General features: G+C 71.3%; 12 protein-coding genes and 1 tRNA gene. 10 read left to right on the plus strand and 3 right to left on the minus strand.

Features of this window, described 5'->3' with window-relative positions; genetic code table 11:
* Window positions 1–530 precede the first annotated feature (530 nt).
* From ACFVZW_RS35455 to ACFVZW_RS35465, 3 genes are all read left to right on the plus strand, one after another.
* Complete coding sequence (locus ACFVZW_RS35455) at window positions 531–1,589, plus strand: UDP-N-acetylmuramate dehydrogenase (RefSeq protein WP_384530478.1); 1,059 nt, start codon at window positions 531–533, stop codon at window positions 1,587–1,589.
* A gap of 91 nt (window positions 1,590–1,680) precedes the next feature.
* Window positions 1,681–2,193: a SigE family RNA polymerase sigma factor gene (locus ACFVZW_RS35460; RefSeq protein ID WP_384530481.1), complete on the plus strand. Its 513-nt coding sequence runs from the start codon at window positions 1,681–1,683 to the stop codon at window positions 2,191–2,193.
* A complete protein-coding gene (locus ACFVZW_RS35465; RefSeq protein ID WP_384530484.1) occupies window positions 2,193–3,176 on the plus strand; it encodes a hypothetical protein in 984 nt (327 codons plus the stop codon). The genes ACFVZW_RS35460 and ACFVZW_RS35465 overlap by 1 nt, the downstream gene beginning before the upstream one ends.
* Here ACFVZW_RS35465 and ACFVZW_RS35470 read toward each other — a convergent pair.
* Window positions 3,170–3,802: an NAD(P)-dependent oxidoreductase gene (locus ACFVZW_RS35470; RefSeq protein ID WP_384530487.1), complete on the minus strand. Its 633-nt coding sequence runs from the start codon at window positions 3,800–3,802 to the stop codon at window positions 3,170–3,172. The two genes, ACFVZW_RS35465 and ACFVZW_RS35470, sit on opposite strands and share 7 nt — an antisense overlap.
* A gap of 87 nt (window positions 3,803–3,889) precedes the next feature.
* On the opposite strand from ACFVZW_RS35470, the gene ACFVZW_RS35475 reads away from it, so the two are divergent.
* Together ACFVZW_RS35475 and ACFVZW_RS35480 are read left to right on the plus strand one after the other, a co-directional pair.
* Window positions 3,890–4,495: a TetR/AcrR family transcriptional regulator gene (locus tag ACFVZW_RS35475; RefSeq protein WP_384530488.1), complete on the plus strand. Its 606-nt coding sequence runs from the start codon at window positions 3,890–3,892 to the stop codon at window positions 4,493–4,495.
* A 38-nt stretch (window positions 4,496–4,533) separates the two neighbouring features.
* Entirely contained in the window at window positions 4,534–5,262 is a 729-nt protein-coding gene (locus ACFVZW_RS35480) for a hypothetical protein (protein ID WP_384530491.1), read from the plus strand.
* On the opposite strand, the gene ACFVZW_RS35485 is transcribed toward ACFVZW_RS35480, so the two are convergent.
* Together ACFVZW_RS35485 and ACFVZW_RS35490 are read right to left on the minus strand one after the other, a co-directional pair.
* Window positions 5,207–6,250, minus strand: coding sequence for an adenosine deaminase (locus ACFVZW_RS35485; RefSeq protein WP_384530494.1), 1,044 nt, complete (start codon window positions 6,248–6,250; stop codon window positions 5,207–5,209). The genes ACFVZW_RS35480 and ACFVZW_RS35485 overlap by 56 nt on opposite strands.
* A gap of 126 nt (window positions 6,251–6,376) precedes the next feature.
* Window positions 6,377–7,603 carry a pyridoxal phosphate-dependent aminotransferase gene (locus ACFVZW_RS35490; protein WP_384530497.1) on the minus strand — a complete coding sequence of 409 codons (1,227 nt, stop codon included), beginning with the start codon at window positions 7,601–7,603 and terminating at the stop codon, window positions 6,377–6,379.
* 203 nt (window positions 7,604–7,806) lie between these two features.
* Between ACFVZW_RS35490 and ACFVZW_RS35495 the strand changes: the two genes are divergently transcribed.
* The 5 genes from ACFVZW_RS35495 to rplA all read left to right on the plus strand — a co-directional run bounded on the left by ACFVZW_RS35495 (window position 7,807) and on the right by rplA (window position 10,605).
* A tRNA-Trp gene (locus ACFVZW_RS35495) sits at window positions 7,807–7,879 on the plus strand.
* A 103-nt stretch (window positions 7,880–7,982) separates the two neighbouring features.
* Window positions 7,983–8,270 (plus strand): preprotein translocase subunit SecE, encoded by a 288-nt coding sequence (gene secE / locus ACFVZW_RS35500; RefSeq protein ID WP_137993978.1) that lies wholly within the window; start codon window positions 7,983–7,985, stop codon window positions 8,268–8,270.
* Window positions 8,271–8,313: 43 nt separating this feature from the next.
* The gene (gene nusG / locus ACFVZW_RS35505; protein WP_384530501.1) at window positions 8,314–9,201 is read left to right on the plus strand and encodes a transcription termination/antitermination protein NusG; all 888 of its coding nucleotides are present in this window, start codon (window positions 8,314–8,316) and stop codon (window positions 9,199–9,201) included.
* Window positions 9,202–9,360: 159 nt separating this feature from the next.
* The gene (gene rplK, locus ACFVZW_RS35510; RefSeq protein WP_030318720.1) at window positions 9,361–9,795 is read left to right on the plus strand and encodes a 50S ribosomal protein L11; all 435 of its coding nucleotides are present in this window, start codon (window positions 9,361–9,363) and stop codon (window positions 9,793–9,795) included.
* A gap of 81 nt (window positions 9,796–9,876) precedes the next feature.
* Window positions 9,877–10,605: a 50S ribosomal protein L1 gene (gene rplA, locus ACFVZW_RS35515; RefSeq protein ID WP_361445285.1), complete on the plus strand. Its 729-nt coding sequence runs from the start codon at window positions 9,877–9,879 to the stop codon at window positions 10,603–10,605.
* Window positions 10,606–10,749 lie beyond the last annotated feature (144 nt).

A 10,749-nucleotide genomic window follows, 5' to 3' on the forward strand; every position in this document is an offset into this window, starting at 1 on the left:
CGCCGCCCCGCCCGCCGCTGGCGCTCTCCCGGGGGGGGGCCGCCCCCGCCGCCCCCCCCCCCCCGTCCGGCGGACGGCTGACCCCGACGCGACGGCGCCGGACCGTGAAGCCGGACCGTGAAGCCCGACGACGCCGGGGAGACCCGGCGGCGTCCGGGCTTTCCGCGGGGCCGGCTTCGGGCTTCCCCGGCGTCGGGCTTCCCCGGCGTCGGGCTTCCGCGGGTCGGGCTTCGGCCTACCGGGGATCGGCGTCCGGGCCTCCCGGTGGTCGCTGTCCGGCCCCCCTGCGTCGGCGCCCAGCCTTCCGGAGGTCGCTGTCCGGCCTCCCCGGCGTCGGCGTCCGGGCTTTCCGCGGGGGCGGCGCCCGGTCTCCCCGGAGCCCGGGTTGCGCAGTCGCCCGGCGGGGTCGGGGCGGGCGGGGCCGGCCGGCCCCGGCGGCGTCACGCCGGGGTCAGGCCTCCGGGGCCGGTGGGGTCGGGGCGGGCGGCCGGCCCCCTTTGCGTGCGTGATGAGCCCGTACTCTTGAGCGCGTGCAGGAACTCCACGACGCCCCCCTCGCCCCCCTGACCACCTTCCGGCTCGGCGGTCCCGCGGCCCGGCTCGTCACGGCCACGACCGACGACGAGGTGATCGCCGCCGTCCGCGAGGCGGACGCCACCGGCACCCCGCTGCTGGTCATCGGCGGCGGATCCAACCTGGTCATCGGAGACAAGGGCTTCGACGGCACCGCCCTGCGGATCGCGACCAAGGGCTTCGCCCTCGACGGCACCAAGCTGGAGCTGGCCGCGGGCGAGGTCTGGACGGACGCCGTGGCGCGCACCGTCGAGGCCGGGCTCGCCGGGATCGAGTGCCTGGCCGGGATCCCCGGATCCGCGGGCGCGACCCCGATCCAGAACGTCGGCGCGTACGGCCAGGAGGTCTCCGCCACCATCACCGAGGTCGTCGCCTACGACCGCCGGGCCGACGAGACGGTCACCCTCACCAACGCCGAGTGCGCCTTCTCGTACCGCCACAGCCGCTTCAAGGGCGATCCGGACCGCTACGTCGTGCTGCGCGTCCGCTTCGAGCTGGAGGACGCGGCGGGGCTCTCCGCGCCGATCAAGTACGCCGAGACCGCCCGCGCCCTCGGCGTCGAGGCCGGTGACCGCGTCCCGCTCGCGCAGGCCCGGGAGACCGTCCTGAGGCTGCGGGCCGGGAAGGGCATGGTCCTGGACGCCGACGACCACGACACCTGGTCGGCCGGCTCCTTCTTCACCAACCCGATCCTGACCGCGGGGGAGTACGAGACCTTCCTCGCCCGGGTGACCGTGCGGCTCGGTGCCGACGTGACCCCGCCGGCCTTCCCCGCCGGGGACGACGGCGCGGTCAAGACCTCGGCCGCCTGGCTGATCGACAAGGCCGGCTTCACCAAGGGCTACGGCTCCGGCCCCGCCCGTATCTCCACCAAGCACACCCTCGCCCTCACCAACCGCGGCGAGGCCACCACCGAGGACCTCCTCGCGCTCGCCCGCGAGGTCGTCGCAGGGGTACGGGACGTCTTCGGGATCACGCTCGTCAACGAGCCGGTGACGGTCGGCGTCAGCATCTGAGCATTCCGTGGAACCCTCCGGGTTCCCCAGGTTGTCGAGTGGGTGACAGGCTCCCGGGAAGCGGGGGCCGCACGCTCGTCGAGGGGGAACGGTGGAGGGGACGGGCCCACCGGATTTCGCGGAGTTCGCGGAGTCCGCGTACGCGTCGCTGCTGCGCACCGCCCGGCTGCTGACCGGCGACCCGCACGCGGCCGAGGACCTCGTCCAGGCCGCCCTGGTCAGGGTCTATCTGCGCTGGGGCGGCTCGGCCCGCTGGGACTCGCCCCAGGCGTACGCCCGCAAGGTCGTCGTCAATCTCTACGCGACCTGGCGCCGCCGCCGCTGGCACACCGAGGTCGTGCGCCCCGGCGGCGACAGCGCGCCCGACACCCACGACATGGCCGGTGGCGCCGACGCGCGCCTCGAACTGGCCCGTGCGCTCGCCGCCCTGCCCCGCGCGCAGCGCGCGGTGGTGGTGCTCCGCTTCTACGAGGACCTGTCCGTGGAACAGACGGCCGAGCTGCTCGGCTGCTCGCCCGGGACGGTCAAGAGCCGGACCAACAGGGCCCTGGAACGGCTGCGCGCCGGGGGCGCGCTCGCCGGATACGCGGGAAGGGGCGCGTGATGGACGACGCCGAGAACGCCGTCTCCGAGGATCGGCTCTCCCAGGGCTCCCTCTCCGAGGAATCCCTGAGCAGCGGGCTGCGCGACCTGGCCGCCGAGGGTGACGCGGGACCGGCACCCGTCGCCGCCGTCGTGGGGCGGGGGCGGCGGATCCGGCAGGTACGGCGCTCGCTCGCGGCGGGCGCCGCCACGGTGGTGGTCGCCGGTGGCTCGGTCCTGGGCGTTCGCTGGACGGAGCCGTCGCCGCCGGCCCTGCCCTCGGGTCCGACCACCGGGCCGGCCACGCCCGCGTATCCGTACGAGGGGAAGTACCGGCCCCAGCCTCCCTCCGGCCCCGGCGATCCGCTGGACACCGGCCCACGCGCGCCGGTGGAGGACGTCCGCTACCGCTACGACCTGTCCGCCGTCTGCGATCTGCGGTACGCCGTCTTCGGCGGGCGGGTCTGGGAGCGGGCCGACGGCGGATCGTCCGTCACGGTGAGGTGGGCGGCGGACCGGATGCGCGGCTACATGAGCTGGACGGACGGCTACCACTCCCGCTCGGAGCCGGACACGGCCGCCTTCGAGACGGACACGCCCACCGCCCTGCCGACGCTCCGCTTCCGCCCGCTGACCGGGCCCGCGCCGGAGTGCCTCGGTCAGGAGCCCGAGCGGCGGTACGGGGACGCTCCGGCCGCCACGCTCGGCCCGGACCGGCCGGTCCGGGGCGTCCGCTACCCGTACGACATGGGCAAGGAGTGCGGGATGCGCTACGCGGTCTTCGGGGGGCGGCTGTGGCGGGCCGACGGCCAGGGGCGGACGGAGACGATCATCGACTGGGTGAACGACCTTCCCCTGGCGACCTTCATGACCCTGACCTCGGAGCGGACCGCCGTCCTGGAGTTTCCGGGCCCGTGGCCGGGCCCGGAGGGCGACAGCCCGCGGACGACCACGTACCGGCCGGTGGAGGCGCGGGGCGACGACTGCCCGGACGCCGGTCAGTAGGCGACCCCCACGCCCTGCCTCACCGTCGCGGGGTCGTCGATCATCGCCAGCATGGCGTGGGCGACGTCGGCGCGGGCGAGGGAGCGGCCCCGGGGCGGGTTGCCGCCGACGACCGAGCGGTAGCGGCCGGTGAGCGGCTTGTCCGTCAGCTTGGGCGGGCGTACGGACGTCCAGTCCGTGGCGCTCGCCGCCAGGTCGCGCTCCATCACGCGCAGGTCGTCGTAGACGTCCTTCAGGACGGAGTTGACGATCGCGAGCACCGTCTTGTCGAGGACGGTCTGTCCGTCCGGGGTGGGGCCGAGCGGGGCGGCGCTGACCACCAGCAGGCGCCGGACGCCCTCCGCGTCCATGGCGGCGAGGACCGAGCGGGTCAGCTTCGCGGCGACACCCGCGTCCGCGCGACGGCGCGCTCCGAGCCCGGACAGCACCGCGTCCTTGCTCGTGACGGCCGCGTTCAGGGTGTCGGGGTCGGTGAGGTCCGCCCGGTGGACCGTGAGGCGTTCGCCGGTGACCGTGAACCGTGCCGGGTCCCGTACCACCGCCGTGACCTCGTGGCCCGAGGCCAGTCCCTGGCGGACGATCTCCTGGCCGATGCCACCGGTCGCACCGAAGACCGTGAGCTTCATGGTGCACCCTCCTTGGGGTGGGTAAGTGTTCACTCACCCCTAGAGTGAGTGCGTACTCACCCTTGCGTCAAGCCAGTTGGAGCAGCCATGGAGCAGAAGCCCACGCGGGAACGGATCCTCGACGCGGCACACGAGCTGTGGACCACCGTGGGCCTCGCCCGTACGACCACCAAGGAGATCGCGCGCGGCGCCGGCTGCTCGGAGGCGGCGCTCTACAAGTACTTCGCGGGCAAGGAAGAACTCTTCGTCGCGGTCCTGAGCGAGCGCCTCCCCAAGCTGGCACCGCTGCTCGAATCGCTGGCCGCCGAGCCGGGGCGGCGCACGGTGGAGGAGAACCTCACCGAGATCGCCCGCCAGGCCGCGCTCTTCTACGCCGAGAGCTTCCCGATCGCGGCTTCCCTCTACGCCGAGACCCGGCTCAAGGCGCGCCACGACGCGTCGATGCGGCGGCTCGACGCCGGTCCGCACCGCCCCTTGGAGAGCCTCGACGCCTATCTGCGCGCCGAACAGGCCGCGGGCCGCGTCGACGCCGGCGCCGACACGTTCGCGGCGGCGTCCCTGCTGCTCGGCGCGTGCTCCCAGCGGGCCTTCGCCTACGACGCGAAGGTCGGCAAGGAGCCGCCGCAGGACCTCGACACGTTCGCGACGTCGATCGCCCGCACGCTGGTGGCCGGGATCGCCGTACGGAAATAGCGTTGCGGCCACCCCCGAGCCCCGGACACGCTGACCGGATGCGTCTCAAGTGCCGCGAATTCAGGCCCCGCATGGGGCCGCAGGCGTACCGGATCGTCCAGCCCTGGCACCCGCTCCGGCACACCACGCTCAACGATCCGCTCGGCGAACACTGGGGCTACCTCCTCGGCGACCACGACGGGCTCTCCCGGCTCGCCGCGCTCTTCTCCTTCGCCGCCTTCTCCCGGCACACGATCGTCCACGTGCCGCTGCGCGAGAGCCTCCCCAGGACCTTCGCCCCGGGAACGCCCGTCGATCTCGTCCTCGCCCACGGCACACCCGGCCTGCGCCCCTCCGCGTGGCCGCAGCTGCGCGCCCGGCTCCGCACGGGCGGCACCCCACTGACCATCCGCACGAACGAGGCCCGCACCGCCGCGCACGCGGCCGACTGGCAGACGGAATGGGAACGGCGTCACTGGCGGGCGAGCGAATGGCTGCGCCCCGCCGTCCACGCCCGCACGCTCTTCCTCTTCGGCGGTCGCGACGTCTTCTCCGCCGCCGCCACCACCTTCGAGGTCGCGGCCGGCTTCGGCCCGCTGGACAAGCGCGCCCGCCAGGGGCACGACGCCCTGACCGGCTCGCTCACCCCGCTCCTGGAGCCGAGCGCCGACGGCCGGTGGGACCGCGCCGAGCTCGACATCGGCTTCCAGGCCCACCCGCCCCTGCACCGCTTCACGCCGCCGGGGCGGCCAGCCAGGCGTCGATGCCGGACAGCAGCTTCCGGCTGACGTCCTCCGGGGCCGCCGAGCCGCGGATCGACTGGCGGGCCAGTTCGGCCAGCTCCGCGTCCGTGAAGCCGTGGTGGCGGCGGGCGATCTCGTACTGAGCGGCGAGGCGCGACCCGAAGAGCAGCGGGTCGTCCGCGCCCAGCGCCATCGGGACCCCGGCCTCGAAGAGCGTGCGCAGCGGCACGTCCTCGTGCTTCTCGTAGACCCCGAGCGCCACATTGGACGCCGGGCAGACCTCGCAGGTCACGCCCCTCTCGGCGAGCTTGCGCAGCACCCGCGGGTCCTCCGCCGCCCGCACCCCGTGGCCCACCCGCGCCGCCCGGAGGTCGTCCAGGCAGTCCCGTACGGACGACGGGCCCGTCAGCTCCCCGCCGTGCGGGGCCGCCAGCAGGCCGCCCTCACGGGCGATCGCGAAGGCGCGGTCGAAGTCGCGAGCCATGCCCCTGCGCTCGTCGTTGGAGAGCCCGAACCCGACCACGCCCCGGTCCGCGTACCGCACGGCCAGCCGCGCCAAGGTGCGCGCCTCCAGGGGATGCTTCATCCGGTTCGCGGCCACCAGGACCCGCATCCCGAGCCCGGTGTCGCGCGCGGCCGCGTCCACCGCGTCCAGGATGACCTCCATGGCCGGGATCAGACCGCCGAGCAGCGGGGCGTACGAGGTCGGGTCGACCTGGATCTCCAGCCACCCCGAGCCGTCCCGCACGTCCTCCTGGGCCGCCTCACGGACCAGCCGCTGGATGTCCTCGGGCTCCCGCAGGCAGGACCGGGCGATGTCGTACAGGCGCTGGAACCGGAACCAGCCGCGCTCGTCGGTCGCCCGCAGCTTGGGCGGTGTGCCGCGCTTGAGCGCCTCCGGTAGATGGACGCCGTACTTGTCGGCCAGTTCCAGGAGGGTCGTGGGCCGCATCGAACCGGTGAAGTGCAGGTGCAGATGCGCCTTGGGCAGCAGGTTGATGTCGCGGAAAGCGTGCTCGGAAACGTGCTCCATCGACTGATCTTGCCGCACCCGAATGGACGAATACAGCCCCTTTCCCCGATCGGGACCTTGCTAGAACGTAAAAGCGGGCCCCCGGTTCCGGGGAACCAGGGGCCCGCCTACGTCCGCGGCAGGGGCTCAGTCGCGGGCCTCCGCCAGGAGCTTCTGGATCCGGGAGACGCCCTCCACCAGGTCCTCGTCACCCAGCGCGTACGAGAGCCGCAGGTAGCCCGGGGTGCCGAAGGCCTCGCCGGGAACGACCGCGACCTCGGCCTCGTCCAGGATCAGGGCCGCCAGCTCGACCGAGCTCTGCGGGCGCTTGCCGCGGATCTCCTTGCCGAGCAGCGCCTTCACCGACGGGTACACGTAGAACGCGCCCTCCGGGGTCGGGCACAGCACGCCCTCGATCTCGTTGAGCATCCGCACGATCGTCTGGCGGCGGCGGTCGAAGGCCCGGCCCATCTCCGCGACGGCGTCCAGGTTGCCCGAGACGGCGGCGAGCGCGGCCACCTGCGCCACGTTGCTCACGTTGGACGTGGCATGCGACTGCAGGTTGGTCGCGGCCTTCACCACGTCCTTCGGGCCGATGATCCACCCGACGCGCCAGCCGGTCATCGCGTACGTCTTCGCGACACCGTTGACGACGATGCACTTGTCGCGCAGCTCCGGCATGACCGACGGCAGGGAGACGGCGGAGGCGCTGCCGTAGACCAGGTGCTCGTAGATCTCGTCCGTGAGGACCCACAGACCGTGCTCGACGGCCCAGCGGCCGATCGCCTCGGTCTCGGCCTCGCTGTAGACGGCGCCGGTCGGGTTCGACGGGGAGACGAAGAGGACGACCTTGGTCTTCTCCGTACGCGCGGCCTCCAGCTGCTCCACCGAGACGCGGTAGCCGGTGGTCTCGTCGGCGACGACCTCGACCGGGACACCGCCCGCGAGCCGGATCGACTCGGGGTACGTCGTCCAGTACGGGGCCGGGACGATGACCTCGTCGCCCGGGTCGAGGATCGCGGCGAACGCCTCGTAGATGGCCTGCTTGCCGCCGTTGGTCACCAGGACCTGGGAGGCGTCGACCTCGTAGCCGGAGTCGCGCAGCGTCTTGGCGGCGATCGCGGCCTTCAGCTCGGGCAGACCACCGGCCGGCGTGTAGCGGTGGTACTTCGGGTTCTTGCACGCCTCGACGGCGGCGTCGACGATGTAGTCCGGGGTCGGGAAGTCGGGCTCACCCGCGCCGAAACCGATCACCGGGCGCCCGGCGGCCTTGAGGGCCTTGGCCTTGGCGTCGACGGCGAGGGTCGCGGACTCGGAGATCGCACCGACGCGGGCGGAGACCCGGCGCTCGGTCGGAGGGGTAGCAGCGCTCATGCGGCCCATGCTCCCAGACCGCCTTCCCGCCCGGCACACAGGTTTCAGGGAGCGGACAGGAACGGTCATTCCTGGTCGTACGCGCGTCCACGAGGGCTCCCACGTGCTTTCTGTTCGACGCGGCGCCCATGAACACGTACACTCACTGCTCGTTGGCCCTCACCGACCACATCTCACGATGCGGTAGGTTGGGGAAGCCACAAAGGGTCGTAGCTCAATTGGTAGAGCACCGGTCTCCAAAACCGGCGGTTGGGGGTTCAAGTCCCTCCGGCCCTGCTACACACACCGCCAGGATGTGTGCGCATGTACGTACTTCGATGCACCGCCGTGCGGATCCACCCGGCACGGCACTGCCATGACCCGGGATCAGGTGAGAAGCGTGACGGACGCCGTGGGCTCCATCGACATGCCTGATGCCGAGGACGAGGCTCCGGACTCGAAGAAGAAGGCCCGCAAGGGCGGCAAGCGCGGAAAGAAGGGCCCTCTCGGCCGTCTCGCGCTCTTCTACCGCCAGATCGTCGCGGAGCTTCGCAAGGTCGTCTGGCCCACTCGCAGCCAGCTGACGACGTACACCACGGTAGTGATTGTCTTCGTTGTCATCATGATCGGCCTTGTGACCGTGATTGACTATGGCTTCCAGGAAGCAGTCAAGTACGTCTTCGGCTGACTTCTTGTTCCACCCCATCTGTATCCAGGAAGAAGCAGCCACCGTGTCTGACCCGAACCTGAACGAGTCCGTTTCCGAGGACGAGCTCGACATCCTCGAGGCGGCCGACGAGGACCAGGCTGAGGCTGCTGACGCCGCTGCGGGCGAGGCTGCCGAAGAGGCCGCCCTGACCATCGTGGACGACTCCGACGAGGACGTCGAGGACGACACCGACGTCGAGTCCGACGAATCCGACGAAGACGCTGACGAGTCCGGCGAGGACACCGACGTCGAGGCCGAGGTCGAAGAGGCCGACGAGGAGCCCGCCGCTCCGGTCGACCCGATCCAGGCCCTGCGTGACGAGCTCCGCGGCCTGCCCGGCGAGTGGTACGTGATCCACACCTACGCGGGCTACGAGAAGCGCGTGAAGGCCAACCTCGAGCAGCGTGCCGTCTCGCTGAACGTCGAGGAGTTCATCTACCAGGCCGAGGTCCCCGAGGAAGAGATCGTCCAGATCAAGAACGGCGAGCGCAAGAACGTCCGGCAGAACAAGCTGCCCGGTTACGTTCTCGTCCGCATGGATCTGACGAACGAGTCCTGGGGCGTCGTCCGCAACACCCCCGGCGTCACCGGCTTCGTGGGCAACGCCTACGACCCGTACCCGCTGACCCTGGACGAGATCGTCAAGATGCTCGCCCCGGAGGCCGAGGAGAAGGCCGCCCGCGAGGCCGCCGAGGCCGAGGGCAAGCCGGCTCCGGCCCGCAAGGTCGAGGTCCAGGTCCTGGACTTCGAGGTCGGCGACTCGGTCACCGTCACCGACGGCCCCTTCGCCACCCTCCAGGCGACGATCAACGAGATCAACGCCGACTCCAAGAAGGTCAAGGGCCTCGTCGAGATCTTCGGTCGCGAGACCCCGGTCGAGCTCAGCTTCGACCAGATCCAGAAGAACTGACCCTCACAGGTTTCCGACCAGGTCAGAGTGGCTCTCACAGCCGCTCTGACCTGCTCGGTTTTTAGCCGCACGTCTATACCCGTTATCGTGGTGCGGTATGCCTCCATCCGGATGACCGGATGGCGGGCTGAACACTCTCACTAGGACCCGGAGAGAGCAATGCCTCCCAAGAAGAAGAAGGTCACGGGGCTTATCAAGCTCCAGATCAACGCTGGTGCGGCCAACCCGGCCCCGCCGGTCGGTCCCGCGCTGGGCCAGCACGGCGTCAACATCATGGAGTTCTGCAAGGCCTACAACGCCGCGACCGAGTCGCAGCGTGGCATGGTCGTGCCGGTGGAGATCACGGTCTACGAAGACCGTTCCTTCACCTTCATCACCAAGACTCCGCCGGCCGCCAAGCTGATCCTCAAGGCCGCGGGTGTGGACAAGGGCTCCGGCGAGCCGCACAAGACCAAGGTCGCCAAGCTCACGGCCGCCCAGGTCCGCGAGATCGCCACGGTCAAGCTCCCCGACCTGAACGCCAACGACCTCGACGCCGCGTCGAAGATCATCGCCGGCACCGCCCGTTCCATGGGCATCACGGTCGAGGGCTGATCAGCCCCCTTGTGACCTCAGTGGTAGGGCCAGCGCCGGCCCGCACCACGACTCCACACACCTGAACCAACAGGAGAAGCAGTGAAGCGCAGCAAGGCACTCCGCGCCGCGGACGCCAAGATCGACCGGGAGCGCAACTACGCCCCCCTCGAGGCCGTCCGTCTGGCCAAGGACACCGCCGCCACCAAGTTCGACGGCACCGTCGAGGTCGCCTTCCGCCTGGGCGTCGACCCGCGCAAGGCCGACCAGATGGTCCGTGGCACCGTGAACCTCCCGCACGGCACCGGTAAGACCGCCCGGGTCCTGGTCTTCGCGACCGGTGACCGTGCCGAGGCCGCGATCGCCGCGGGCGCCGACATCGTCGGCTCCGACGAGCTCATCGACGAGATCTCCAAGGGCCAGCGCCTGAACGAGTTCGACGCCGTTGTGGCCACCCCGGACCTCATGGGCAAGGTCGGCCGCCTCGGCCGCGTCCTCGGCCCGCGTGGTCTCATGCCGAACCCGAAGACCGGCACCGTCACCCCCGATGTCGCGAAGGCTGTCAACGACATCAAGGGCGGCAAGATCGAGTTCCGCGTCGACAAGCACTCGAACCTGCACTTCATCATCGGCAAGGTCTCCTTCGACGAGACGAAGCTGGTCGAGAACTACGCCGCGGCTCTGGAGGAGATCCTCCGTCTGAAGCCGTCCGCCGCCAAGGGCCGCTACATCAAGAAGGCGACCCTGACGACGACGATGGGCCCCGGCATCCCGCTGGACTCCAACCGCACCCGCAACCTCCTCGTCGAGGAGGACCCGGCCGCGGTCTGAGCCCATCCGGCTCGCTGAAGTGGTCGACCGGCCCCCTGCCCCCCCCCCCCCCGGCGCCCGGGGGGGGCGAGTTGGATAGATCGCTCACAACCCCCCGGTGTCTGACCCAGACGAAAAACACCAAAAAAAAAACTTCTGGGTGGG

Origin of the sequence: Streptomyces sp. NPDC059567, from assembly GCF_042735655.1 — a bacterium.
Lineage (GTDB): Bacteria > Actinomycetota > Actinomycetes > Streptomycetales > Streptomycetaceae > Streptomyces.

Bases quoted from the DNA above. Each gene is read 5' to 3' on its own strand.
- ACFVZW_RS35465 (WP_384530484.1), top strand. From the start codon at position 2,193: ATGGACGACGCCGAGAACGCCGTCTCCGAGGATCGGCTCTCCCAGGGC.
- ACFVZW_RS35480 (WP_384530491.1), top strand. From the start codon at position 4,534: ATGCGTCTCAAGTGCCGCGAATTCAGGCCCCGCATGGGGCCGCAGGCG.
- ACFVZW_RS35470 (WP_384530487.1), bottom strand. From the start codon at position 3,802: ATGAAGCTCACGGTCTTCGGTGCGACCGGTGGCATCGGCCAGGAGATC.
- ACFVZW_RS35485 (WP_384530494.1), bottom strand. From the start codon at position 6,250: ATGGAGCACGTTTCCGAGCACGCTTTCCGCGACATCAACCTGCTGCCC.
- ACFVZW_RS35475 (WP_384530488.1), top strand. From the start codon at position 3,890: ATGGAGCAGAAGCCCACGCGGGAACGGATCCTCGACGCGGCACACGAG.
- rplK (WP_030318720.1), top strand. From the start codon at position 9,361: ATGCCTCCCAAGAAGAAGAAGGTCACGGGGCTTATCAAGCTCCAGATC.
- ACFVZW_RS35490 (WP_384530497.1), bottom strand. From the start codon at position 7,603: ATGAGCGCTGCTACCCCTCCGACCGAGCGCCGGGTCTCCGCCCGCGTC.